Origin of the sequence: Microbacterium sp. HSID17254, assembly GCF_003989315.1 — a bacterium.
In the GTDB taxonomy this organism is placed as follows: domain Bacteria; phylum Actinomycetota; class Actinomycetes; order Actinomycetales; family Microbacteriaceae; genus Microbacterium.
In genome coordinates this window covers 1-23448 of record NZ_RBLT01000008.1, presented here as the reverse complement: position 1 = coordinate 23448, position 23448 = coordinate 1, and the positions used below count along the sequence as shown (strand labels likewise).

Genomic DNA, 23448 nt, shown 5'->3' with positions numbered 1-23448 from the left:
TCGTTTACATGTCAACGATATCGCCTAGAGTCGTGATCCTCACGTGCAGCACCAGGCCCGGAGCGATGGGCCCGGCGGTTGCAGACTGGCTCCTGCAAGCCCTCACCCCCCGCGCTGACGCACTCGACGTCGAGCTTCAGCATGTGTCGTTGCGCGATCTCGATCTCCCGTTCTTCGACGAGGAGGATCATCCTGCTCTCGGCGCCTATCGAAACCCGCACACCAAAGCGTGGAGCAAGATCGTCGACGAGGCGGATGGCTTCATCGCGGTCACACCTGAGTACAACTACGGCATGCCCGCAACGCTCAAGAACGCCCTCGACTACCTGAGCCATGAATGGGCGTGGAAGCCCATGGGATTCGTGAGCTACGGCAACACGTCGGCAGGCACCCGATCCGTGCAGCACGCGAAACAGGTGACAACGACGCTTCGTCTCGTCCCGCTCGGCTCGACCGTCGCCCTGCGGCTGAAAGACACGATCGATTCGACTGGGGTTCGTCCGAGTGTACAGCTGACCGCGTCGGCGAAGGGCTTGCTGGAGGAGCTGGTCAGACTAGCTCACGCGCTCAAGCCCATGCGGGAGGCTGCACGACCCGGTATCGACGTTGGGCCGTTGCCCGGAAGCTACACACGCTCGTTGACTCCCGACGACGCCCCGCACGTACTGGTTCTGCAGCGATGCTGCTGGGTCGACGAGGCGTTGAGCAACGAAACACTAGACCTCGCTCCGTTCACCGAGACCCTCGAAGACGTGCAGACCTGGCTCACCGACTGGGAGACCATCGGACTCTGGCTCCACGGGCGTCTCATCGGAATGGTTCGCGCTCGACGCGCATCGCGAACAGGGCACATCGGCAGACTCGCCGTCGTTCCCGATCTCTACGGGCGGGGAATCGGGCGCTGGCTCCTCCGGCACGCGACGGATGCTCTCGCGAGCTCCTGCGACCGTATCGAGCTCAGCACCGGATCGCGGAGCACGAAGAACATCCATCTGTACACGAGCGAAGGGTTCGTCCAGCACACCGAGGACCCCGAAGGAACAGTCGAACTCGTCAAGCGCTTCTGAAGCGAAACCCGACGGACTGGCACTCGGCTTCCTGCCCATGCACCTACTTGTCGTCGCCCGGTTGAGGAATCGGCAGGCTTTCGAGGAATGCTCTTGCCGCAGGGGCGGGATTGAAGCTGCTCCACGCGAGGTGCTCGATACGGGTGGGGGCAGCGGTCACCGGGATCATTCGACAACTGCATACGTCGCGGGCTCTGCTAAGGTGGAGTCCCCTTACGGGGACCAGGGGTTCAAATCCCCTCGTCTCCGCACTGAGAAGCCCCGACGAGTCCGCTCGCCGGGGCTTTCGTGTTCTCGCATGCAGGCGGCCCTCCTCACGCCGGCGTCCCCGGCGTCCAGGTCGGGTCGGGGGAGAGCGCGGCGGAGATCTTCCGGCTCGCCGTGCCGAGCTGCCGGGCCTGCGCCGGGGTCAGGGTGTCGAAGACGACGCGGCGGATGAGGGCCTGGTGCGCGGGAGTCGACTCCTCGACCTTCCGGTGGCCGGCGTCCGTGAGGATGCCGAGGGTGAAGCGCCCGTCTTCCGCATCGATCTCGCGACGGACCCAGCCTTTCGCCTCCAGGCGGGTGACCGCGCGGGAGAGTCGGGACAGCGTGCTGTTCGCGTAGCCCGCGAGGACACTGAGGCGGAGCGTGCGCTCCGGTGCCGCATCGAGGGCGTAGAGGATGCCGTGCTCGAAGTGGGTCAGTCCGCTGTCGCGCTGCAGTTGCGCGTCGAGGGCCGCGGGGAGCCGTTCGAGCAGTGTCGCGAGTGCCGACCAGACGTCCATCTCTTCGGTGCTCAAGGGGGCGGGGGAGGATGACGACATTCCTCCACCGTAGCGGTCGAGCCGTGCTCTTCGTTTGCTCAGGAAAGTGACTGGAGGCTAGTATGACTTGCTTAGGCAAGTGATGCGGGAGATCCGCGGAAGTGAGAGGGAGACGGATGGAACTGGGGCTGCGCGGCAAGAGGGCGTTCATCAGCGGATCGAGCCAGGGGATCGGATACGCGGTCGCGTCCGCTCTCGCCGCCGAGGGGGTCGATGTCGTGATCAATGGTCGTGACCAGGGACGCGTCGACGCGGCGGTGCGCGTCCTGGCCCTCGCTCATCCGGAGGTGGCCGTGTCCGGGATCGCCGCGGACTTCACCGATCCGTCGCAGGTGGCGCGGCTGACGGAGCGGCTCGGCGACGTCGACATCCTCATCAACAACGTCGGCCTCTTCGGACTCGCCGACTTCGCGGACGTCGCCGACGAGGACTGGGCGCGCTACTTCGAGGTGAACGTGATGAGCGGCGTGCGTCTCTCCCGCTCCCTCCTGCCGGGGATGCGGGAACGGGGCTGGGGGCGCATCGTCTTCGTCAGCAGCGAGTCCGGCGTCAACGTCCCGGCCGACATGGTGCACTACGGCGTGACGAAGGCCGCGATGATCGCGCTCGGGAACGGGATGGCCAAACTCACCCGCGGCACCGGCGTGACGGTCAACACCGTCCTGGGCGGGCCGACCTACTCGGAGGGGGTCGCGGCGAGCGTCGCCGCGGTCGCCGAGGCCCGGTCCGTCTCCGAGGAGGTGATGAAGGAGGCGATCATCGGACAGAATGCGACCACACTGCTGGGGCGCTTCCTCGATCCGGCCGAAGTCGCCGACCTCGTCGTCTACCTCTCCAGCGTCCGCGCATCGGCGACGAACGGCGCCGCGCTGCGGGCGGACGGCGGGGTGCTGACCGCGATGCTGTGAGCGCGGCCGGGCGAGTCGCCGGGGCGCACACGTTCGGGTATCCTCGCGGGCATGCCTGAACCGACCCAGACCCCGCAGCGCGAGGCCTTCGGCTCGCGGAACGTGTTCATCCTCTCGGCGATCGGCTCCGCCGTGGGTCTCGGGAACATCTGGCGCTTCCCCTACGTCGCCTACGAAGGCGGCGGCGGTGCGTTCCTCATTCCGTACCTGTGCGCGCTGCTGACCGCCGGCATCCCGCTGCTCTTCCTCGATTACGCGATCGGCCACCGGTTCCGGGGCTCCGCGCCCCTCGCATTCCGACGCCTGCACCGGGCCGCCGAACCGCTGGGCTGGTGGCAGGTGCTGATCTGCGTCGTCATCGCGGTGTACTACGCCGTGATCGTCGCGTGGGCGGGCATGTACACCTGGTTCTCCGCGCAGCTCACCTGGGGTGCGGGCAACGAGAACGACTTCTTCTTCGTCGACTTCCTGAAGTCCGCCGACGTCGCGGAGGTGGGCCTGTCCGGCGAGTTCGTGCCGCAGGTGGGCCTGCCGCTGATCGCGGTGTGGCTGATCGTCATCATCATCATGGCGCTCGGCGTCAAGCGCGGCATCGGTCGCGCCAACATGATCCTGATGCCTCTGCTCACCCTCATGTTCGCGGTGCTCGTCGTGCAGGCCCTCTTCCTCCCTGGCGCCCTGGACGGTCTGAACGCGTTCTTCACGCCGAACTGGGAGGCGCTCGCCGACCCTGCCGTGTGGGCCTCCGCCTACGGGCACATCTTCTTCTCGCTGTCCGTCGCGTTCGGGATCATGGTGACGTACGCGTCCTACCTCAAGCGCAAGACCGACCTCACCGGCTCCGGTCTCGTGGTCGCGTTCGCCAACTCCGGCTTCGAGATCCTCGCCGGCATCGGCGTGTTCGCCGCCCTCGGGTTCATGGCCCAGGCGCAGGGCACGGATGTCTCCGGCGTCGCGACCTCGGGCATCGGTCTCGCGTTCGTCGCCTTCCCCACGATCGTGTCGCAGGCGACCGGCGGGTCGATCATCGGCGTGCTGTTCTTCGGTGCCCTCGTCTTCGCGGGGGTGACCTCCCTCATCTCGATCCTCGAGGTGATCGTGGCCGCCCTGCAGGACAAGCTCGGGTGGGGACGGGTGCGCACCACCCTCATCGTCTCCATCCCGCTCGCCGTCATCTCGATGGCCCTGTTCTCCACCACCACCGCGCTGTCGGTGCTCGACACCACCGACGCCTTCGTCAACGCCTTCGGCATCATGGCGGTCGCCCTCGTCGCGGTGATCGTGGTGGCGTGGGTGCTGCACAGGCTGCCGCAGCTGCAGGAGCACCTCAACCGGCGATCCAGCTTCCGGGTCGGGCTGATCTGGCGCCTGCTCGTGGGTGTGCTGGCCCCGCTCGTGCTCGGTTACCTGCTGATCACGGAACTCCTGACGAAGATCGCCGAGCCGTACAGCGGCTACCCTGGCTGGTTCCTCGGGGTGTTCGGCTGGGGCATGGTCATCGCGCTGGTGGTCGGCGGAGTGCTGCTGTCGCTGGTGCCGTGGAGCAGGCGCTCGCGCGCCAAGGACGACGTCGGGTACGACGACTTCCTCGACCAGGAGGAGTACGCCGCCGACCCGGAGACGACGAGCATCGCCGTCCCGGCGGCGCAGACGAAGGGAGCGGGAGCATGACCACCACCGCGATCGTCATGATGATCATCGCCATGGTCACGGTGTGGGGCGGCCTCATCGCCGCCGTCGTGAACCTCGCCCGCCATCCCGAGGTGGAGGACGCCGAGCCGGCGGTCCCGGTCGAGCTTTGATCCCCGGCCCGATCGCATCGGACCACGACGATCGGGTGCAGGCGGGGACTGCGGCGAAACGATGGTGGGGAAAGGAGGGCCCCCGTGATCGGCACGCTCAACGCCCTGGTCGACCTCGTCGACGCGGACCACGGTCAGGAGATCGACGTCGCCGCGTTCGCCCATGCGCACGGCACCACCGAGTACCACCTGCGACGGATGTTCTCGGCGCTGGCCGGGATGCCGTTGACCGAGTATGTGCGGCGTCGTCGGATGACGCTCGCCGGCGCGGAGCTCGCCGCCGGCGCGCCGAGTCTGCTCGATGTCGCCGTTCGGCACGGCTACAGCTCGACCGAGGCGTTCGCCCGGGCGTTCCGCGCCGTGCACGGCATCGGGCCGGCGGACGCGCGTCGGCACGGGGGTCCTCTCCGCACACAACCCACGCTCCGGTTCCGCCTGAGCGTCGAAGGGAGCGCCCCGATGGATGTCACCATCACCCACCGCCCCGCGTTCGTCCTCGTCGGCCATGCCGCGGAGGTCCCGCTGATCCACGTCGGCGTCAATCCGCACATCCAGGCGCACATCGCCGGCATCCCGCCGGAGGAGCACGCCCGACTCAAAGCCCTCGGGAACGAGGAGCCCGCGGGCATCCTCGCCGTGACCGCCGACATCGATCCGGATGCCCCGGAGGGGACGCCGCTGACGTACCTGCACGGGGTGGCCGTGCGCGCCGACACCGCGGTTCCCGACGACCTCGACGCCCTGCGCGTGGCGGAGGGCACCTGGGCCGTGTTCGGCGCGAGCGGACCCTTCCCCGAGACCCTGCAGAATCTGTGGGCGGCGACGGCGACCGAGTGGTTCCCGTCGAACCCATGGCGGCTGCGGCCCGGGCCCTCGATCGTCCGCTACCGGGAGTTCACCGGCGACACGGCCTCCTGCGAGCTCTGGCTCCCCGTCGAGCAGAGCTGACCGCCCATCGGGTCGGGCCTCTGGGGCTCGACCCGATGTCGGTGCCCGGTGGCACACTGACCGCACGACGTACCGAGAGGCGGGCCATGACGGCGATCGATCCCAAGAACACGCTCGACGCGTATCAGGCGAAGCGGGGTGCCTTCCGTGTCCTCGAGGTGCCACCGCTGGCCTATCTGATGATCAACGGCGCCGGAGATCCGAACACCGCTCCGGCCTTCTTCGATGCGGTCGCGGCGCTCTACCCGCTGGCGTACACCCTCAAGTTCGCCAGTCGCGCCGAGCTCGGCATCGATCAGGTCGTGATGCCCCTGGAAGGCCTGTGGCATGCGCCCGACATGGCGTCGTTCACCACCCGGCGCGACAAGTCGACCTGGCTCTGGACGCTCATGATCATGGTGGGCGATCACGTCACTCCCGCCCTGTTCGACCGCGCGGTCGAGACGGTCGCGGCGAAGAGCGCGAAGAAGGGGGAAGAGCTTCCGGCGCTGGCCGCCGTCCGGCGGGAGGTCCTCGACGAGGGCCTCTGCGTGCAGACATTGCACATCGGGCCGTTCGACGATGAAGGACCCGTGCTCGAGGAGCTGCACGAGCGCTTCGTCCCGGAGAACGGGGTGCAGATGCGCGGACGGCACCACGAGATCTACCTCAGCGACCGTCGTCGGACGGCTCCGGAGAGGCTGCGCACCATCCTGCGGCAGCCCGTCGAACGGATCACCTGAGCGCTGTCGCACCGGGGGTCCGGAAAGCAACCCCCTGATCGGGACGCGCCGCGGCGGATACTCTTCGAGCATGAGCACCGTCAAGCATGCGGCGCGCGTGGCGAAGGACTCCACCGCGTTCCGGCGGACCGCCCGCGCGGGATTCGTGGTCCTCGGCATCATCCACATCATCATCGGCGCGATCGCCATCACGATCGCGGCCGGCGGGTCGGGGGACGCCGACCAGGACGGCGCGATGGAGCAGGTGCGCAACAACCCCATCGGCGGACTGCTGCTGCTCGCGATCGCCGTGGGCCTCTTCGCGCTCGCCGTGTGGCAGGTGGCGAGCGGGTTCCTGGCCGCCGACCCCGCCGAGACGAAGAAGTGGGGCAAGCGCCTCAAGCTCTTCGGGATCTCGGGCACCTACCTGGTGATCGCCGGCCTCGCACTCGTCTACGCGGTGGGCGGCCGCGCGGAGTCCTCCGACGCGTCGAAGACCCTGAGCCAGGTGGTCCTCGCCGCACCGGGCGGGGTGGCCCTGCTCGTGGTGATCGGCCTCAGCGTCATCGGTGTCGGCATCGGCTTCATCATCGGCGGGATCATGCGCTCCTTCCGCAAGCTCATCGACGTGCCGACCGGAGCCGCCCGCGCCGGCGTGATGGCGCTCGGCGTCGTGGGCTACATCGGCAAGGGCATCGCGGTGGGGGTCACCGGCGTGCTGTTCGTGGTGGCGGCCGTGACGCAGGACCCGGAACGCGCCGCGGGTCTCGACGCCGCTCTGCACAGCCTCCTCAGTCTGCCGTTCGGCCGGCTCATCCTCGGTGCGGTCGGCGTCGGCTTCGCGCTGTACGGCGCCTTCTGCATCGCCCGCGCCCGCCTCGCCCGCATGTCATAGTCCTTCCGCGCCTCCGCCGGGCCCCGGTCGGCCGGAAGATGGGAGACTGGAACGATGAGCGCTTCTCCCGGAGTCGACGTGATCACCCCGCTGACCGAGACCGAGGTGCAGCGGATCCGCGAGGACTTCCCGATCCTGCACACCCGCGTCCACGGGCACCCGCTGGCGTACCTCGACTCGGGGGCGACCTCGCAGCGTCCGGAGTCCGTGCTCGACGCCGAACGCCGCTTCGCCACCACGATGAACGCGGCCGTCCACCGCGGTGCCCACACGCTGGCCGCCGAGGCGACCGAGCTCTTCGAAGACGCCCGCAGCACCCTCGCCCGGTTCGTCGGCGCCGATGACGACGAGATCGTCTGGACCTCGAACGCCACCGAAGCGGTCAACCTCGTCGCCTACTCCCTCTCCAACGCCTCCCTCGGCCGGGGTGGCGCCGCGGCCGAGCCTCTCCGGCTCCGCGAAGGGGACGAGATCGTCACCACCGAGATGGAGCACCACGCCAACCTCATCCCCTGGCAGGAGCTCGCCGCGCGCACCGGGGCCACGCTCCGGGTCATCCCGCTCGACGACGACGGGGCCCTCCGTCTGGATGCGGCCGCGGAGATCATCTCGGAGCGCACGAAGCTCGTGGCCTTCACCCACGTGTCGAACGTTCTGGGCGTGATCAACCCCGTCGAGACCCTCGTCGCGCTGGCCAGGGAGGTCGGCGCCCTCACCCTGCTCGACGCCTGCCAGTCGGCTCCGCACCTCCCGCTGGACCTGCACGCGCTCGGCGTCGACTTCGCGGTCCTCTCCGGCCACAAGATGCTCGGCCCCACCGGCATCGGCGCGCTCTACGGCCGTCGCGAGGTCCTCACCGCGATGCCCCCGTTCCTCACGGGCGGCTCCATGATCACGACGGTGACCACGACCGCGGCCGAATACCTGCCGCCACCGCAGCGCTTCGAAGCGGGCACGCAGCGGGTGTCCCAGGCGATCGCGCTCGCCGCTGCCGTCGACTACCTCTCCGCGGTCGGGATGGATCGCATCGCCGCGCACGAGGCCGCGTTCGGGCAGCGTCTGGTCGAAGGGCTCGGGGCGATCGACGGCGTGCGCGTCCTGGGCGCGGGCATCGAGCTGCCGCGCGTCGGCCTCGCGAGCTTCGACGTGGCCGGGATCCATTCGCACGACGTCGGGCAGTTCCTCGACGACCAGGGCATCGCGGTGCGCGTCGGTCACCACTGCGCGCAGCCCCTGCACCGTCGGCTGGGTGTGACCTCGTCGACGAGGGCGAGCACCTACCTGTACACCACCGCGTCCGAGGTGGACGCCGTCATCGAGGCGGTCGCCGGAGCGATCGCGTTCTTCGGGAGGGGCGCATGAGCGACCTGCAGAGCCTGTACCAGGAGCTGATCCTCGACCACTCGCGCACGCCGCACGGCTTCGGGCTCCGCGAGGAGATCCCGGCCCAGTCACATCAGCTCAACCCGACCTGCGGCGACGAGATCACGCTGCAGGTGCATCGCAGCGCCGACGGCGGCGTGGAGGCGATCGCGTGGGAGGGACACGGGTGCGCCATCTCCCAGGCCTCCGCGTCCCTGCTTGCCGAGCTCGCCGAGGGCCTCACCGTGGACGAGCTCGAGGTGCGCATCGCTGCCTTCCGCGAGGCGATGCGCTCCCGCGGCACGATCGAGCCGGACGAGGAACTGCTCGGCGATGCCGCGGCGCTCGGGGGAGTCTCGCGGTACGTGGCGCGCGTGAAGTGCGCCATGCTCGCCTGGGTGGCGGCGGAGGACGCGCTCACGCGCCTCTGACCGCGTTCGCCTCCCTCCTCGACGGGAATAGCATCCGCCGGCAGGCGTTGGCCCGAGCATGACAACTCTCGGAATCATCGGAGCAGGCAACATCGGCAGCCAGGTCGCGCGTGTGGCCGTGGCCAACGGCTATGACGTCGTGATCGCGAACTCGAGAGGGCCGGAGACCTTGGCCGATCTCGTCGCAGAGCTCGGGCCGCGCGCGAAGGCGGCGACGGCGGAGGAGGCGGCCGCCGCGGCCGACGTGGCCGTGGTGACGGTGCCGCTGCACGCGATCGATCAGCTTCCCGCCGCGCAGCTCGCCGGGAAGATCGTGCTGGACACGAACAACTACTACTTCGAGCGCGACGGGCACATCGAGGCCCTCGACAAGGGCGAGACCACCACGTCCGAGCTCGTGCAGGCGCAGCTCCCGGACTCGAAGATCGCCAAGGCGTTCAACCACATCTACGCCGCCGAGATCACCACCGACGGCACGCCGGCCGGTACGCCGAACCGTCGCGCGCTGGCCACGGCCGGGGACGACGCAGAGGCCGTGGCCTTCGTCACCCGCTTCTACGACGAGGCCGGTTTCGACACGGTCAACGTCGGCCCGCTCAGCGAGTCGTGGCGAGTCGAGCGTGACCGTCCGGCGTACGTCATCCGGCAGAACGCGGAAGAGCTGGCGGCGAACGTCGCGCGGGCGAACCGTCTGCCCTGACGCGGCGCGCGCCCCGGTCTGGGATACCAAACTTGGCCAATCCCGGGCCGGGGTGCGACAATGCCCGGATGGCGGGGGCTGTGGGGGTAAGCGGGGAACTCGAGTCGGTCAGGGTCACGAGGATCCTCCGGGATGACATCGTGCTGGGTCGGCGCGCGCCCGGTTCCCGGCTCGTGGAGCGGGATATCGCCGCCGAGCTGAATGTGTCCCGACTCCCGGTGCGGGAAGCCATCCGCACGCTGGTCGCGGAGGGCGTGGTCGTCGCACGGCCCCGGACGTGGGCCGTGGTGCGGGAGTTCACCCATGACGACATCCGCAACTTCGCGGAGGTGCGCGAGGCGATCGAGACCCTCATCTTCGTGTTCGCGGCCGAGCGCCACGACGCGAAAGGGCTCGCCCGGCTGCGCGAGGCGTACGAGCGCGAAGTCGCCGCGGCCCGGGCCGGCGACGCGGAGACCGCCCGGACGGCGGCCGCGGCGTTCCATGAGATCGCCGTCGACCTGGCGGGCAACGAGATGCTCGGCGAGCTCATCGCCGTGTTCCTGACGCGCCTGCGCTGGCTGTTCGGACAGCACGACGATCTGGAGGCGATGGCGGAGGAGCACCGCGTCATCCTCGAGGCCGTCCGCGCGCGCGATGTCGAGGCGCTGCGACGGATCGTGCCCGCGCACCTGGCGAGCGGGCACTCCGCGGCCGAACGGCGGCTGGCGCAGACGGCGACCACCTGAGCCGTCCGTCGGGAGAACGACCCCCGGACGCGCCGCGAGCGGTTGTATCCTTGTCCGGTCGGAGTCGGTCCGGTCTGTTCGCGCTGTCCTGGGGAGCGAGATGCGAAGTCTTGCTGTCGTCGTCGGGGGGATCCTCCTGCTCGGAGGTGCTGCGCTCCTGGTGGTGGCCGATCAGGAGCGCGCCGCCGGTGTCGCCGCCGTGAAGGCGGAGATCGCGCGGATCGAGCAGGTGCTCGCGGAGTCGCAGGCCGAGAACCTCGAACTGGCGGAGCGTCTCACCGCTCTGCGATCGCGCATCGCGGAGCAGGACGCCGAGCTGAACGACACGACGGGCTTCCTGCCGTGAGGCGCCGGGTGCTCGCGGTGACGGTGTCGGCGGCCGTGCTCGTCGCGGCGGCTGCCGTCGCACGATCCGACGCACTGGACCAGGAGCGCGCCGAGGCGGTGGCCGAGCTCTCCGTGCTGGCCGACCAGTCCTACGACGCCGCACAGCGCACCGACCACCTGTCCGGCGCCGTGGCGCAGGCCGAGCAGGACGCGGAGGATCGGGCTGCCGTGCTGGCGGTGCGGCCGGCATTCCTGGAGGAGCTCTCGACACTGGCCGCCGTCCTCCAGGGTGCGGACGGCAAGGTCGACACGGCGGCGCACCTCGCGTCCGCCCGGTCCGCCCAGGAGACCGTGCGCGCCGAGCGCCATGACCCGGACACCGTGGTCGCGGCGACCGCGACGGTGGAGGCGCTCACGCAGAAGGTCGGCACCGAGGTCGCCGGCTGGCAGGCGTCGCAGAGTGCCGGCCCCGGCGGGCCCGCATGGACGTCGAGCGGGCCGGACGGCTACGCGCGGGTGCGCGCCGCCCTCGACAGGGTCGGCGGCGGGGGCGTGGGGCTGTACGAGTCGTCATCGTGCGCGGGCGGCACGGCACCGGCCTGCGCCAACAGCAACGGGTACATCAAGTATCGCGCCGACATCACCGGGTGGAGTGACGGACGCCTGAACTGGGCGATGGCGCATGAGCTGGCCCACATCTACCAGTTCCGCGTCTGGGGCTCCCTCACCTCCTCGGGCGCGTACGGAGCGATGTTCGGTGGCGACCCGGAGTTCCTCGCCAACTGCATGGCCGTGGTCCGCGGCTTCCCGGGGGCGGTGGGCTGCTCCGGCGAGCAGCAGGCCTGGGCCTCGGGGATCTGGGTCGGCGTCGTCGGCTGAGCCGCAGTCCGAGTCGATGTCGGAGGTCTCCGGCATCCTGATCGGAGCCGTTCCGGCCGAGACTGCGCGGCATCGATACCGGTACGCTCGAGAGAAGGAGGTGCGGGTGGGACGGACTGCGGATGCCATCGCCGAAGGCGTCGCGATCGCGACGGCCGCTGCGCGCCTCGCCGTGAAGAATCACATCCTCATCGGCACCATCGCGGAGGACGGCGTCTTCGACCTCGACAAGTACGTCGAGGATGCGAGGGCTGCCCTCGGGGCGATGGCCGAGGAGTCGGAGGAGGCCGCCGCCACGGTCACCGCCCTGCGCAAGCGCGCCCGCGGCCGGCATTCCGATCCGGTCGGCACGCACGACTACCGTGACCGCGATGTGCGCAATCTCCGGCGACGAGCCAAGCAGTCGCTCGGCGTCGCGCAGCGTCTGCGCGAGATGATGGACGACCGTGCCCAGCTGGAGAGCATCGTCGAGGAGGCGCGCGCGGCGGCCTGGGCCGACGTGCGGCACAACCTCGACCGCCGGCTGCGCGTCGAGGGCATGCGACCGGATCAGGACCCGGACTACGCGCGCATGCGGGAGGCGCGCATGCAGGCGCTGCGCCTTGTCGATCTCCAGGCGCTCTCGTCGCAGCAGCGGGCCAAGGACAAACGGCGGAAGAAGCAGGAGAAGGCGGCCGCGAAGGGGGAGTGAGGCCTCGTTTCGCTTTCCGGTCTCGTCTGTTGTAGGCTGGTCGTCGGCCCGCTGAGCGGTAAAACACCGCGGGTCCTGCGCCTCTAGCTCAATGGATAGAGCATCTGACTACGGATCAGAAGGTTGGGGGTTCGAGTCCCTCGAGGCGCACACTGTGTTGAGACAGTACGAGAACCCCCGTCGCGGAAGCGGCGGGGGTTCTCGCTGTTCCGGGGTGAGTGCTCCGGTCAGAGCAGGCTGGTGATCGCCGGGTCGCGCTCGGCGAGGTCGGCCGCCGTGGCCATGATGGCGGTGCGCATCGCGGCCACCGCGACCGCGGGGGTGACGTCGGAGCGATGGGCGAGACTGATCGTCCGCGACATCGCCGGGTGGGCGAGGCGCGCCGACCGCAGCGCGGGGCGTTCGTAGAGCACCATCGCCGGGACCACCGCGACCCCGACGCCCCGTTCGACGAAGCGGAGCACCGCATCCATCTCCGCACCCTCCAGTGCGAGGGTCGGGGTGAGGTCGGCGGCGCGGAAAGCGGCGTCCATCGCGGCCCGCAGCTCATAGCTCTCGTCGAACTGGATGAGCGGGAGGGTGGCGAGGTGGGCGAGGCTCACGGACGGGCCGTGGGTGACCGGAGGTGCGGCCGCCGACGAGATCACCACGAGCTCCTCGGCGAGGAGCGGAACGTGCGTGAGGCTGACCCCCGCGGGCACCGGTCCCTCGGACTGGGTGACGAGGGCGATGTCGACCGCCCCGACCGCGAGCTGCTCCACGAGCAGCCTTGAGCCGCCCTCGGTGAGGTGCAGATCGATGCCGGGGTGTGTGGCATGGAACGAGCTGAGGGCCTCCGCCACGAGGCTGATGCAGAGCGTGGGAGGCGCGCCGAGGCGCACGCGGCCGCGGCGGAGTCCGGCGAGTTCGGCCACCTCGTCGCGGATGGCGTCGGCCTCGGCGAGCATGCGCTGCGCATGGGGGAGGACCGTCTCGCCGGCGGCCGTCAAGGCGATGTGACCGCGAGCGCGATGGAACAGCTCGGCGCCGAGTTCCCGCTCGAGGGTCGAGATCTGACGGCTCAGCGAGGGCTGCGCGAGGTGGAGGTGCTCGGACGCGCGGGTGAAATGGCCGAGGCGGGCGACTTCGACGAACCCGCGGAGCTGCTCGAGGTTCATATCCATAGCGTACCCGCATGGTTTCCAGACGAACTATGCATTGGAGTTATTAGGATCGCCTAACTAGCGTCGAGAGCATGAATGCACCCGAACGACAGATCTCCACCACGGTCCTCGTGATCGGCACCGGAGGCTCCGGGCTCCGCGCCGCGATCGAGGTCGCCGAACACGGCGTCGATGTGCTCGCCGTCGGCAAGCGCCCCCGGCAGGACGCCCACACGTCGCTCGCGGCGGGCGGCATCAACGCGGCCCTCGGCACGATGGACGCCGAGGACAGCTGGCAGCAGCACGCGGCGGACACGATCAAGGAGAGCTACCTCCTCGCCAACCCCCACACCGTCCAGATCGTCACCCAGGGCGCCGAACGCGGCATCCGCGACCTCGAGCGCTGGGGCATGGACTTCGCCCGCGAAGGGGACGGCCGCATCTCGCAGCGTTTCTTCGGCGCGCACACCTACCGCCGCACCGCCTTCGCCGGCGACTACACGGGCCTCGAGATCCAGCGGACGCTGGTCGCCCGTGCCGAGCAACTCGACGTCCCCATCCTCGACAACGTCTACATCACGCGCCTGCTCGTGCGCGACAACGTCGTCTTCGGCGCCTACGGCTTCGATCAGGCGGACGGCACGCGCTACCTCATCCATGCGGACGCCGTGATCCTCGCCGCCGGGGGACACAACCGCATCTGGCGCCGCACGTCGTCGCGTCGCGACGAGAACACCGGAGACTCCTTCCGGCTCGCCGTCGAGGCGGGGGCGCGACTTCGCGATCCGGAGCTGGTGCAGTTCCATCCGTCCGGCATCATCGAGCCCGAGAACGCCGCCGGTACGCTCATCTCCGAGGCCGCGCGCGGGGAGGGCGGCGTCCTCCGCAACGCCCTGGGCGAGCGGTTCATGGCGAAGTACGACCCCGAGCGGATGGAGCTGTCGACGCGGGACCGGGTCGCGCTCGCCGCCTACACCGAGATCCAGGAAGGGCGCGGCACCGCGAACGGCGGCGTCTGGCTCGATGTGTCGCACCTGCCCCGCGAGACCATCATGACCCGGCTTCCGCGCGTCTATCAGACGATGATGGAGCTGCAGATGCTCGACATCACGGCGGACCCGATCGAGATCGCGCCGACCGCGCACTACTCGATGGGCGGCGTGTGGGTGCGGCCGGACGACCACCAGACCGACGTCGACGGGCTGTACGCGATCGGGGAGGCGTCGAGCGGACTCCACGGCGCGAACCGTCTCGGGGGCAACTCCCTCATCGAGCTGCTCGTCTACGGCCGGATCGTCGGTCAGGCCGCCATGGCCCACGCCGCGGGACTCGACGCCCAGCGCCGGTCGGCCGATGCGGTCGCCGCCGCCCGTGCCGAGATCGACGACCTCCTCGCCGCGGAGGGGCGCGAGAACGTGCGGGCTCTGCAGCGCGCGATCCGCAACCTCATGACGGAGTACGCCGGTGTGGTGCGGTCGGAGGACGGGCTGAACGCCGGCCTCGCCGACCTCGACATGATCGAGGGGCGGATGGAGGACATCGGCATCCACCCGGACATCGCCGGGTTCCAGGACCTCGCGCACGCGTTCGACCTCAAGGCCTCCGCGCTCGCCGCCCGGGCCACGCTGGAGGCGGCGCGGGAGCGGCGGGAGACCCGCGGATGCCACAACCGCAGCGACTTCCCGGACACCGATCCCACGCTGCGGGTGAACCTCGTCTGGTCGCCGACCGCCGGCGTGACCCGCGAGGAGATCCCCGCGATCCCCGGCGAGATCGCCGAGCTCATGCGCGACGTCGACACGACCGGCAAGCTCGTCGAGTAGTCCGCCGAGACCCCGGTTTCGCGTCGAGACCCCGCCCTGCACGCATCAGCAGGGCGGGGTCTCGACGATAGTGCGGGGTCTCGGGGCGGGGGTCAGTCGACGCCGAGGCCGACCGCCTCGTGGTCAGGCTCCGGGTCGTCGCGCTTCGGGGCCTTCGGCTCCTCGCCCGGGGCCTTCTCGGTGCTGGGCTCCTCCAGCTCCTCGGTGCTGGGGACCTCGGCCGGGTCCGCGTCCTCGGGGGAGTCCGCCTGCTCCGGCGTCGTCGCCTCGCCCTCCGTGGTGTCGGAGGCCGGGGTCGGGGTGGGGGTCTGCGCCTCAGGCGAGAGGTCGTCGTTCGCGGTCGGTTCGGGAGTGCTGTCGGTCATGATCGTCCCTTTCTGCGATGTCGTGCGCTCAGCCTGCCTCCGATTCTCCGGGAGATGAAGGGCCTTGACGCGGACCCGCCGGCCGCGCGGTTAATCGCGGTGAACCGGAATCCCGAACTCGGCGTAGCCTGGAGGGGTGACTGCGTACGTCTCGGCCTTCGACCTCTTCTCCATCGGCGTCGGCCCGTCCAGCTCGCACACCGTCGGACCCATGCGCGCCGCGCTCGACTTCGCGCGGCAGCTGACCGCATCCGGGGAACTGGACCGTGTCGGCCGCGTCGAGTGCACGCTGTACGGTTCGCTCGGCGCCACCGGGATCGGCCACGGCACCCCGGATGCGGTCGTCGCGGGGCTTCGCGGTCTCGCTCCCGAGACGTGCGATCCGGCGGCCGTCCGTGCGGCGTGGTCCGCGTATCCGGAGGGGGAGCCGCTGCGGATCGACGGCGCCCATGCGGTGCCGTTCCAGAAGGACGACATCGTGTTCGCGCCCCGCACCCGCCTTCCCGGCCACCCGAACGCCATGACGCTCATCGCCCGTGATGCCGACGGGACCACCCTGTTCGAGCAGACGTACTACTCGATCGGCGGCGGGTTCATCCGGCGCGAGGGGGAGGAGGCGCACCTCTCGACCGGTGCCTTCCCGCATCCCTACGTCGATGCCGCCTCGCTGCTCGCCCTCTGCGATGAGCACGGCCTGTCCATCGCGGAGGTCGCCCGCCGCAATGAGACGGCACTGCGCAGCGAGGAGGAGGTCGCCGCCGGCCTCGATGCGATCTGGGACGCGATGGCGGGCTGCGTGGACGCCGGGCTCCACGCCGAGGGCGTCCTTCCGGGCATGCTGCAGGTGAAGCGCCGTGCGGGCACGATCCGCGCGCAGCTCGAGGCGGTCGAAGCCGACGGGCACCGGGAGCTCCCCGGCGAGTGGCTCGGGGCTTTCGCGCTCGCGGTGAACGAGGAGAACGCGGCGGGTGGCCGCGTCGTGACGGCACCCACCAACGGCGCGGCGGGCATCCTCCCGGCGGTGGCGATGTACTGGTGGCGCTTCCTCGCCGACTCGGGTCTCGGCGCCGGGAACGCGGTGACGCCGTACGGGGAGCTCGTCGGCAGCGCGCTGCTCGGGTTCGACGGGGCTCCGCCGTCGCCTCCCGCACTCGACGGCGAGGACGCGGAGATCGCGGAGGCCAACCGCCGCCGGGGTATCCGCAGGTTCCTGCTGACGGCCACCGCGCTCGGTTCGCTGTTCAAGGCCAACGCCTCGATCTCCGGCGCCGAAGGCGGGTGCCAGGCCGAGGTCGGCTCCGCGTGCGCGATGGCCGCGGGCGGGCTCACCGCGGTGATGGGCGGCACGAACCGGCAGATCGAGAACGCCGCGGAGATCGCGATGGAGCACCACCTCGGCCTCACGTGCGACCCGATCGGCGGACTCGTGCAGATCCCGTGCATCGAGCGCAACGCGATCGCCGCCTCCACCGCCGTCACCGCCGCCCGCCTCGCGCTCCGCGGCGACGGGAGCCACTACGTCTCGCTGGATGCCGTCGTCGAGACGATGCGCCAGACGGGCCTCGACATGTCGACGAAGTACAAGGAGACCAGCGAGGGTGGTCTGGCGGTGAACGTCATCGAGTGCTGACCTCGCCGACCCACCCCCTTTCGCGCGCTCCGGCCCGTTGCGTGCGCACGGAGGGGGGTGGCAGGCACACAGAGGGGTGGGTCGACGGAGGAGGGAGAGGCACATGCGGCAGCAGCCGGTCGTCGCGGTGCGGCCGAACGAGGAGGCGCCGATCCCGGACGGGACGTGGCCGACGAACATCCCCGCGGTGGCCCAGGTGCTGCGCGAGGGACTCGATCTCGGGCCGGGAGTGACCTTCCTCGTCGGTGAGAACGGCAGCGGGAAGTCCACCCTCGTCGAGGGCATCGCGATCGCGTACGGTCTCTCCCCGGAAGGCGGGTCCCGCCAGGCGCAGCACCGGACGCGGCCGAGCGAGTCGCCGCTGTCGGACTGGCTGCGCCTCCAGCGCGGCGTCGGGGCGCACCGCTGGGGGTTCTTCCTCCGGGCGGAGACGATGCACTCGTTCTACACGTATCTCGAGGAGAACCCCTCCCTGCGCGGCGATGTGCCCTTCCATGAGATGAGCCACGGGGAGTCGTTCCTCGCCCTGCTCGACAGCCGCTTCGATGATCCGGGCTTCTACTGCCTGGACGAGCCGGAGGCCGCGCTGTCGTTCCACTCGACTCTCACGCTGATCGCCGTGCTGCAGCGCATCGCCGACGAGGGCGGCCAGGTGCTGTGCGCCACGCACTCGCCGGTGCTCGCGGCGCTTCCGGGTGCCGCCATCCTGGAGGTCGGGGAGTGGGGACTCCGCCCGTCCGCCTGGGAGGACCTCGAGATCGTGCACCACTGGCGCTCGTTCCTCGGGCAGCCGCAGCGGTATCTCCGGCACCTGCTCGGTGAGCGAGGATCCGCGGAGCCGTAGGCTGACGGGCATGACCGAGCAGAAGGCGCCGAGACGACGCGGGCGCCCGCGCGGCGGCACCGACTCCCGCGAGCGCATCGTGTCCGCCGCCGTCGACGAGTTCGGCGCGCAGGGGTATGACGGCGCGACGGTGCGGTCGATCGCCGCCCGCGCCGGGGTCGACTCCGCGCTCGTCCACCACTACTTCGGCACCAAGGCCGACCTGTTCGCCGAGGCCGCCGGAATACCGCTGCGCCCCGACCTCGACGTCCCCGAGATCCTCGCGGGGCCGAAGGACGAAGCGGGGGCCCGGCTCGTCCGCTATGTGCTCGACGCGTTCGAGAAGCCCGACGTGCGCCGCCGCGGCGTGCTGCTCCTGCGCACGGCGATCGGGAGCAGACTGACGACGCCCCTCCTCGCCGGCTTCCTCTCCCGCGAACTGCTCTCCCGTGTGGCGCGCCGCCTCGACGTGGGGGACGCCGACCTCCGTGCCGCCCTCGTCGCGTCGCAGATCGCCGGCATGCTCATCGGCCGCTACGTCCTGCAGCTTCCCGCGCTCGCCGGCGCCTCCGTCGATGAGCTCGTCCGCCGCGTCGGCCCCACCGTCCAGCGCTACCTCTTCGACTGACCCGCGCCGAGGCGGTCACAGCTTCGGAGATCTCGCCCGCCGCGCCCGACGGCACGGGCCGGCGGCGGCGTGTCGATCCGGCGCTCCGAAGCTGTGCCCACCCGAGAGGCGTTGACGCCCGACGAGGCGAGGCGCATAATTCATCGCATGATGAATAATGCGGCCGTCGAGATCACGCAGCTCCGCGTGCGGCGTGGGGCCGTGTCCGTGTTCGACGGCATCGATCTCGCCGTGCCGCGTGGCCAGATCACGGGTCTCCTCGGCCCCTCAGGGTGCGGCAAGACCACGCTCATGCGGTCGATCGTCGGTGTGCAGCGGATCGCCTCCGGTGACGTGACCGTTCTCGGCGAGCCGGGCGGGTCCCGCCGGCTCCGGCACCGTGTCGCGTACGGCACGCAGGGCGCCTCGGTCTACGGCGATCTCAGCGTGCGGCAGAATCTCGCCTACTTCGCCGCGCTCCTGAAGGCGCCGAAGGGCGACGTCGACCGGGTCATCCAGGAGGTCGGTCTCGACGCGCAGGCGACACAGCTCGTCGATGCGCTGAGCGGCGGCCAGGCAACGCGGGTGTCGCTCGCGACGGCCCTGATCGGCTCCCCGGAGCTCATCGTGCTGGACGAGCCGACCGTCGGACTCGACCCCGTGCTGCGCGCGGAGCTCTGGACCCTGTTCCGCCGGCTGGCCGACCGGGGCGTCACGCTCATCGTGTCGAGTCACGTGATGGACGAGGCGGTGCGCTGCGACCGGCTGCTGCTGATGCGGGAGGGGAGGATCATCGCCGACACGACGCCGTCCGCACTGCTCGCCGACACCGGAACGACCGACGCCGAGGCCGCGTTCCTGGCGCTGATCGAACGGGACAGGGCCGCCGGCACCGCGACCACCAGGCGCGCACGCCGAGAAGCCCAGGAACGCCAGGAGGAGGACGGGACATGAACGGCCGCCGGCTGTTCGCGACCGCCGGCCGCGTGCTCACGCAGCTCCGACACGACCCGCGGTCCATCGCCCTGATGCTCATCGCCCCGAGCCTGCTCGTCGGTCTCTTCGCCTGGCTGTTCAGCGAGCAGGACGGTGTGTTCGATCAGTTCGGCGGTGCCATTCTGGCGTTGTTCCCGTTCATCGTGATGTTCCTCATCACGTCGATCACCACCCTGCGGGAGCGTCGTTCCGGCACGCTTGAACGGCTGATGACCACGCCGCTCGAGAAGGCCGACTTCATCCTCGGCTACGCGCTCGCGTTCGGGTTGATGGCTCTGCTGCAGGCGGTGATCACGGTCTCGTTCGCGGTCGGGGTGTGCGGGCTCGACGTGGACGGGCCGCTGTGGCAGCTGGGTCTCGTCGCGGTGGTCGATGCCCTGCTCGGCACGGCGCTGGGGCTCCTGGCGAGCGCGTTCGCCCAGACCGAGTTCCAGGCGGTGCAGTTCATGCCGTTGCTGGTGTTCCCGCAGATCATCCTCGGCGGTCTGTTCATGCCGCGGGACCAGATGCCCGACGTGCTGTACGCCATCTCCGACTGGCTGCCGCTGAGCTACGCGATCGACACGATCAACGCGGTCGCGGCGGGGGACGACGGTGGGGACGTGTTCGGTCCGCTGCTCATCGTCGTGGCCTTCGCCGTCGGCGCTCTGGTGCTGGCCGCGCTCACGCTGCGGCGGCGCACACGCTGAGCCGGAGTCTTGGCCTGGGTCAGCGCGCGGCGCGGTTCTTGGTGTGCTTCGTCGGCACGGCGGCCCACGGGTCCTCGGGCCACGGGTGCCGGGGGTAGCGGCCGCGCATCTCGGCGCGTACCTGGGCGTAGGGGCCCGACCAGAACGAGGCGAGGTCGTCGGTGACCGCGAGCGGCCGCCCCGCCGGGGACAGCAGATGGAAGAGCACGGGGACGCGGCCGTCCACGAGCCGGGGAGTCTCCGCCCAGCCGAAGCACTCCTGCAGCTTCACCGCCACGACGGGCCGTGCGGTCGCGTCGCCGTCGGGCTCCGGGTAGGTGATGCGTACACGGGAGCCGCTGGGCACCTCGAGCCGCTCCGGGACGAGCGCATCGAGGTGCACGGCCTCGGGCCAGGGCAGCAGACGACGAAGGGCGGATGACAGATCCAGCCGACTCGCGGGCGTGCCGGAGGCGAGAGCGTCGAGCTCCGGTGCCAGCCACACGTCGAGCGATGCGAGCAGACCCGCGTCCGACACATCGGGCCAGGGGTCTCCGAGCTCACGTCGCAGTAGCGCGAGTCGGCGGCGCAGGGCCTCCGCCCCGTCGGACCACGTGAACATGCCGAGGCCATCGCGTCGGAGTGCTCGGCCTACGGCATCCCGGCCTTCCGAGGCCGACGGGCGCACCGGCACCGATGAGCGCACGATCGCACCGATCCGGTGTTCGCGGCGGGCCTGCACCCGACCTCCGACGAACTCGGCCTCGACGCGGTCGGTCATCAGAGGGCCCGACGCACGCTCCATCTGCTCCTCGGTGAGGGCCGCTGCGGCGCGGATGACCGCACCGGAGCCGGCTGCCGTCCGGGACGAGGCTCGGGCGACGTCGGCCACGGCGAGCCATTCCGACGCGGCCAGGGCGCCGCTGACACCGGCCCGGGTGCCGGACGCCAGCAGGAACGTCGCTCCCGATCCCGAGTGCTCGGCGCGGTGGGCGACGCGCTCGGGGAAGGCCAGCGCAATCACGAGACCGACGCCGTCGAGACCGGCGCGGGTGTCCGGTGCCGGAGCGACCAGGCGTTCCAGACGGCGAGCGTCCTCGCGCCACCGCCGGGCCTCGGCCGTGCTCCCTCCGCGCAACGCGACGAGAGCGCGGGCGACATCGGCGTCCGAGATGCGCTGGTCCCCGCCGAGAAGCGCCACGACCTCGGCGGCGAGCCGGCTCCCCACCGCGGGGCTGCCGTCCCGCAGCGCTCTGGCCAACCGGGGATCGGTGGGGATTCGTGCCAGCGCACGGCCTTCTGCCGTGGCGCGCCCGCCGTCGTCGATCGCTCCGAGACCGCGGAGCACCGTGACGGCATCGGCCAGGCTGTCGGCTCGCAGCGGTTCGATCATGCGCAGGCCGGCGCCGCCCGGGGCGCCCCAGCAGGCGAGCAGGAGGGTGGCGTCGGTGAGGTCTGCCGTGGCGATCTCCGGCGACGGCCGCGCAGGAGCGGCAGCATAGGTGCGCTCGTCCACACAGCGGATGACGCTGCCGGGGCCCTGTCGAGTGGCGCGTCCGGCTCGCTGCACGCACGAGGAACGGGAGGCGGCGGTGGTGACCAGACCGGTCATCCCGCGGGCGGCGTCGCGCTGCGGCTGCCGGGCCAGGCAGCTGTCCACGACCAGCCGCACACCCGGCACCGTGAGAGACGACTCGGCGAGGGAGGTGGCGACGATGATGCGGGGCCGGGCTTCCGACGCACGACCGCGGATCACGGCGTCCTGCTCCGCTGGCGGGATCTGGCCGTGCAGTTCCCGGACGTCGAAGGCGCTGTTCCGGTCGCGGACTCGTCGCGCGATCTCCGCCACTTCGCGCGCGCCGGGGGCGAACACGAGCACATCCGCTTCGGGATCATTCCGGACGAGCTCGGCGGCGGCGGTGGCGGTGACACTCGCGACGTGGTCGAGGAAGCCCCGGGTGACTCCGCGTTCGTCGAGGCGGGGCGCGGAACCCGGTGCCCAGCGCTCGGTGAGGGGGAAAGCCGGGACGTCGTGGTCGACGATCGGCGCGGGAGACTCCTCGGTGCCGATGACCGCGGCGATCCGGTCGGCGTCGAGGGTCGCGGACATCGCGATGACGACGAGGTCATCTCGCAGCTCGCGCACCTCGGAGAGCAGGCCGAGGAGAAGGTCGGTCTCGAGGGCACGCTCATGCACCTCGTCGATGATGACCGCGCTCACGCCGTCGAGTCCGGGGTCGTCGAGCATCCGTCGCAGGAGCACGCCAGCGGTGACGAACTCGACCCTCGTGTCCGGCCCGACAGTGCGCTCGCCGCGGACGGTGAAGCCCACCCGGGAGCCGAGGGGTGTGCCGTCGAGCTGTGCGAGTCGGCGAGCGGCCGCGCGCGCGGCGATCCGGCGCGGCTGGGTGACGATCACGCGTCCGGTGCGGCGTGAGGCGAGGAGCGGCGGGACGAGCGTGGTCTTGCCCGTACCTGGCGGCGCGGTCACGACCACGGATCCGCTCGTGTCGAGGGCGGTGGAGAGGTCGTCGAGGGCGCCCGCGAAAGACAGACCGGCGCCGATGGCGGTGAGGTCGAAGGCGGCGCGGGTCACCCTTCCAGTCTGCCCGGTCATGAGACAGCGGATGCCGCGACCCGATCGGCCGCGGCATCCGCTGTCGTACGCTGCCTACTCCGCGGCGGGAGCGGGCGGCGCGGGCGGCGGTGGAGTGGTCGGCGCGGGCGTACGCGGCGCCGGGGCGGGCGCGGACGCTTCGGCGACTCCCGCTCCGAAACCGCGGCCGACGGCCTGTCCCTGGATGATGCCGGCGAGGTCGAGGCCGGTCGCGGAGTGCACGCTGTCGAAGACCGAACGCAGGGCCTTCGCGCTGTCGGCACCGACGACGTTGGACGCGCCGTCCTCGCCGGATCCGCCGACGATCGAGACGCTGCCGATCGCGGCGTAGCCCTTCGCGAACTCGGACATGATCGAGGGCAGCACCTCCAGCACGCGCTGCGAGAGGAACGCGTCCTGGTTGGAGGCGATGGCTTTGGCCTCAGCCTCGACGGCGGCGGCACGGGCCTCACCCTCGGCGCGGATCGCCTCGGCCTCGGCGTTGGCGCGCAGGCGACGGGCTTCGGCTTCCGCCTCCGCCTGGGCGCGCAGC

Annotated in this window: 25 protein-coding genes and 1 tRNA gene; 21 read left to right on the top strand and 5 right to left on the bottom strand. The window is 70.8% G+C overall.

Annotation, left to right across the window (positions count from 1 at the left end; all coding sequences use genetic code 11):
• Positions 1–32 precede the first annotated feature (32 nt).
• Positions 33–1067: a bifunctional NAD(P)H-dependent oxidoreductase/GNAT family N-acetyltransferase gene (locus D8M34_RS06330; RefSeq protein ID WP_202976253.1), complete on the top strand. Its 1035-nt coding sequence runs from the start codon at positions 33–35 to the stop codon at positions 1065–1067.
• A 314-nt stretch (positions 1068–1381) separates the two neighbouring features.
• Here the strand turns inward: D8M34_RS06330 and D8M34_RS06325 are convergent, their stop codons facing one another.
• Positions 1382–1873, bottom strand: a complete 492-nt coding sequence (locus D8M34_RS06325; protein ID WP_126893483.1) for a MarR family winged helix-turn-helix transcriptional regulator — start codon at positions 1871–1873, stop codon at positions 1382–1384.
• Between the two features lie 116 nt (positions 1874–1989).
• Here D8M34_RS06325 and D8M34_RS06320 point away from each other — a divergent pair, with 116 nt between their 5' ends.
• The 14 genes from D8M34_RS06320 (at position 1990) to D8M34_RS06255 (ending at position 12395) form a co-directional block, all read left to right on the top strand.
• Positions 1990–2781: an SDR family NAD(P)-dependent oxidoreductase gene (locus D8M34_RS06320; protein WP_126893482.1), complete on the top strand. Its 792-nt coding sequence runs from the start codon at positions 1990–1992 to the stop codon at positions 2779–2781.
• A 51-nt stretch (positions 2782–2832) separates the two neighbouring features.
• A complete protein-coding gene (locus D8M34_RS06315) occupies positions 2833–4452 on the top strand; it encodes a sodium-dependent transporter (protein ID WP_126893481.1) in 1620 nt (539 codons plus the stop codon).
• The gene (locus D8M34_RS06310; protein ID WP_085603954.1) at positions 4449–4583 is read left to right on the top strand and encodes a methionine/alanine import family NSS transporter small subunit; all 135 of its coding nucleotides are present in this window, start codon (positions 4449–4451) and stop codon (positions 4581–4583) included. The genes D8M34_RS06315 and D8M34_RS06310 overlap by 4 nt, the downstream gene beginning before the upstream one ends.
• A gap of 84 nt (positions 4584–4667) precedes the next feature.
• On the top strand, positions 4668–5531 hold the full coding sequence (locus tag D8M34_RS06305; protein ID WP_126893480.1) for an AraC family transcriptional regulator: 864 nt from the start codon (positions 4668–4670) through the stop codon (positions 5529–5531).
• A gap of 86 nt (positions 5532–5617) precedes the next feature.
• Positions 5618–6253, top strand: a complete 636-nt coding sequence (locus tag D8M34_RS06300) for a GyrI-like domain-containing protein (protein WP_126893479.1) — start codon at positions 5618–5620, stop codon at positions 6251–6253.
• 70 nt (positions 6254–6323) lie between these two features.
• A complete protein-coding gene (locus tag D8M34_RS06295; RefSeq protein ID WP_025104555.1) occupies positions 6324–7127 on the top strand; it encodes a DUF1206 domain-containing protein in 804 nt (267 codons plus the stop codon).
• 54 nt (positions 7128–7181) lie between these two features.
• Positions 7182–8489: a cysteine desulfurase gene (locus D8M34_RS06290; protein WP_126893478.1), complete on the top strand. Its 1308-nt coding sequence runs from the start codon at positions 7182–7184 to the stop codon at positions 8487–8489.
• Complete coding sequence (sufU, locus tag D8M34_RS06285; protein ID WP_025104553.1) at positions 8486–8920, top strand: Fe-S cluster assembly sulfur transfer protein SufU; 435 nt, start codon at positions 8486–8488, stop codon at positions 8918–8920. Before D8M34_RS06290 ends, sufU begins: the two co-directional genes overlap by 4 nt.
• Positions 8921–8978: 58 nt before the next feature.
• The gene (locus D8M34_RS06280) at positions 8979–9620 is read left to right on the top strand and encodes an NADPH-dependent F420 reductase (protein WP_025104552.1); all 642 of its coding nucleotides are present in this window, start codon (positions 8979–8981) and stop codon (positions 9618–9620) included.
• 68 nt (positions 9621–9688) lie between these two features.
• Positions 9689–10348: a GntR family transcriptional regulator gene (locus D8M34_RS06275; RefSeq protein ID WP_025104551.1), complete on the top strand. Its 660-nt coding sequence runs from the start codon at positions 9689–9691 to the stop codon at positions 10346–10348.
• A 100-nt stretch (positions 10349–10448) separates the two neighbouring features.
• Positions 10449–10694 (top strand): hypothetical protein, encoded by a 246-nt coding sequence (locus tag D8M34_RS06270; protein WP_025104550.1) that lies wholly within the window; start codon positions 10449–10451, stop codon positions 10692–10694.
• Positions 10695–10702: 8 nt separating this feature from the next.
• On the top strand, positions 10703–11554 hold the full coding sequence (locus tag D8M34_RS06265) for a hypothetical protein (protein ID WP_238695607.1): 852 nt from the start codon (positions 10703–10705) through the stop codon (positions 11552–11554).
• Between the two features lie 106 nt (positions 11555–11660).
• Positions 11661–12245: an asparagine synthase gene (locus D8M34_RS06260; protein ID WP_126893477.1), complete on the top strand. Its 585-nt coding sequence runs from the start codon at positions 11661–11663 to the stop codon at positions 12243–12245.
• 77 nt (positions 12246–12322) lie between these two features.
• Positions 12323–12395: transfer RNA gene (locus tag D8M34_RS06255), tRNA-Arg, on the top strand.
• 77 nt (positions 12396–12472) lie between these two features.
• Here D8M34_RS06255 and D8M34_RS06250 read toward each other — a convergent pair.
• Positions 12473–13408: a LysR family transcriptional regulator gene (locus D8M34_RS06250; protein WP_029989652.1), complete on the bottom strand. Its 936-nt coding sequence runs from the start codon at positions 13406–13408 to the stop codon at positions 12473–12475.
• Between the two features lie 71 nt (positions 13409–13479).
• On the opposite strand from D8M34_RS06250, the gene D8M34_RS06245 reads away from it, so the two are divergent.
• The gene (locus D8M34_RS06245; protein ID WP_126893476.1) at positions 13480–15210 is read left to right on the top strand and encodes an L-aspartate oxidase; all 1731 of its coding nucleotides are present in this window, start codon (positions 13480–13482) and stop codon (positions 15208–15210) included.
• Positions 15211–15302: 92 nt separating this feature from the next.
• On the opposite strand, the gene D8M34_RS19195 is transcribed toward D8M34_RS06245, so the two are convergent.
• Positions 15303–15575, bottom strand: a complete 273-nt coding sequence (locus D8M34_RS19195; protein WP_062635578.1) for a hypothetical protein — start codon at positions 15573–15575, stop codon at positions 15303–15305.
• 136 nt (positions 15576–15711) lie between these two features.
• Between D8M34_RS19195 and D8M34_RS06235 the strand changes: the two genes are divergently transcribed.
• The 5 genes from D8M34_RS06235 (at position 15712) to D8M34_RS06215 (ending at position 20320) form a co-directional block, all read left to right on the top strand.
• A complete protein-coding gene (locus D8M34_RS06235; RefSeq protein WP_126893475.1) occupies positions 15712–17205 on the top strand; it encodes an L-serine ammonia-lyase, iron-sulfur-dependent, subunit alpha in 1494 nt (497 codons plus the stop codon).
• A 103-nt stretch (positions 17206–17308) separates the two neighbouring features.
• Positions 17309–18049 carry an AAA family ATPase gene (locus D8M34_RS06230; protein WP_126893474.1) on the top strand — a complete coding sequence of 247 codons (741 nt, stop codon included), beginning with the start codon at positions 17309–17311 and terminating at the stop codon, positions 18047–18049.
• Positions 18050–18059: 10 nt separating this feature from the next.
• Positions 18060–18656 (top strand): TetR/AcrR family transcriptional regulator, encoded by a 597-nt coding sequence (locus D8M34_RS06225; protein ID WP_126893473.1) that lies wholly within the window; start codon positions 18060–18062, stop codon positions 18654–18656.
• A gap of 147 nt (positions 18657–18803) precedes the next feature.
• Positions 18804–19589 carry an ABC transporter ATP-binding protein gene (locus tag D8M34_RS06220; protein ID WP_202976252.1) on the top strand — a complete coding sequence of 262 codons (786 nt, stop codon included), beginning with the start codon at positions 18804–18806 and terminating at the stop codon, positions 19587–19589.
• On the top strand, positions 19586–20320 hold the full coding sequence (locus D8M34_RS06215) for an ABC transporter permease (RefSeq protein WP_126893472.1): 735 nt from the start codon (positions 19586–19588) through the stop codon (positions 20318–20320). The genes D8M34_RS06220 and D8M34_RS06215 overlap by 4 nt, the downstream gene beginning before the upstream one ends.
• A gap of 19 nt (positions 20321–20339) precedes the next feature.
• On the opposite strand, the gene hrpB is transcribed toward D8M34_RS06215, so the two are convergent.
• Positions 20340–22916 (bottom strand): ATP-dependent helicase HrpB, encoded by a 2577-nt coding sequence (hrpB, locus tag D8M34_RS06210; protein ID WP_126893471.1) that lies wholly within the window; start codon positions 22914–22916, stop codon positions 20340–20342.
• Positions 22917–22970: 54 nt separating this feature from the next.
• A partial coding sequence (locus D8M34_RS06205) for a flotillin domain-containing protein (RefSeq protein WP_274543250.1) occupies positions 22971–23448 on the bottom strand: 478 nt, incomplete at its 5' end.

Bases quoted from the DNA above. Each gene is read 5' to 3' on its own strand.
- D8M34_RS06220 (WP_202976252.1), top strand. From the start codon at position 18,804: ATGATGAATAATGCGGCCGTCGAGATCACGCAGCTCCGCGTGCGGCGT.
- hrpB (WP_126893471.1), bottom strand. From the start codon at position 22,916: ATGACCGGGCAGACTGGAAGGGTGACCCGCGCCGCCTTCGACCTCACC.
- D8M34_RS19195 (WP_062635578.1), bottom strand. From the start codon at position 15,575: ATGACCGACAGCACTCCCGAACCGACCGCGAACGACGACCTCTCGCCT.
- D8M34_RS06320 (WP_126893482.1), top strand. From the start codon at position 1,990: ATGGAACTGGGGCTGCGCGGCAAGAGGGCGTTCATCAGCGGATCGAGC.
- D8M34_RS06315 (WP_126893481.1), top strand. From the start codon at position 2,833: ATGCCTGAACCGACCCAGACCCCGCAGCGCGAGGCCTTCGGCTCGCGG.
- sufU (WP_025104553.1), top strand. From the start codon at position 8,486: ATGAGCGACCTGCAGAGCCTGTACCAGGAGCTGATCCTCGACCACTCG.
- D8M34_RS06215 (WP_126893472.1), top strand. From the start codon at position 19,586: ATGAACGGCCGCCGGCTGTTCGCGACCGCCGGCCGCGTGCTCACGCAG.
- D8M34_RS06310 (WP_085603954.1), top strand. From the start codon at position 4,449: ATGACCACCACCGCGATCGTCATGATGATCATCGCCATGGTCACGGTG.
- D8M34_RS06270 (WP_025104550.1), top strand. From the start codon at position 10,449: ATGCGAAGTCTTGCTGTCGTCGTCGGGGGGATCCTCCTGCTCGGAGGT.
- D8M34_RS06250 (WP_029989652.1), bottom strand. From the start codon at position 13,408: ATGGATATGAACCTCGAGCAGCTCCGCGGGTTCGTCGAAGTCGCCCGC.
- D8M34_RS06230 (WP_126893474.1), top strand. From the start codon at position 17,309: ATGCGGCAGCAGCCGGTCGTCGCGGTGCGGCCGAACGAGGAGGCGCCG.
- D8M34_RS06245 (WP_126893476.1), top strand. From the start codon at position 13,480: ATGAATGCACCCGAACGACAGATCTCCACCACGGTCCTCGTGATCGGC.
- D8M34_RS06275 (WP_025104551.1), top strand. From the start codon at position 9,689: ATGGCGGGGGCTGTGGGGGTAAGCGGGGAACTCGAGTCGGTCAGGGTC.
- D8M34_RS06300 (WP_126893479.1), top strand. From the start codon at position 5,618: ATGACGGCGATCGATCCCAAGAACACGCTCGACGCGTATCAGGCGAAG.
- D8M34_RS06225 (WP_126893473.1), top strand. From the start codon at position 18,060: ATGACCGAGCAGAAGGCGCCGAGACGACGCGGGCGCCCGCGCGGCGGC.
- D8M34_RS06290 (WP_126893478.1), top strand. From the start codon at position 7,182: ATGAGCGCTTCTCCCGGAGTCGACGTGATCACCCCGCTGACCGAGACC.
- D8M34_RS06295 (WP_025104555.1), top strand. From the start codon at position 6,324: ATGAGCACCGTCAAGCATGCGGCGCGCGTGGCGAAGGACTCCACCGCG.
- D8M34_RS06280 (WP_025104552.1), top strand. From the start codon at position 8,979: ATGACAACTCTCGGAATCATCGGAGCAGGCAACATCGGCAGCCAGGTC.
- D8M34_RS06325 (WP_126893483.1), bottom strand. From the start codon at position 1,873: ATGTCGTCATCCTCCCCCGCCCCCTTGAGCACCGAAGAGATGGACGTC.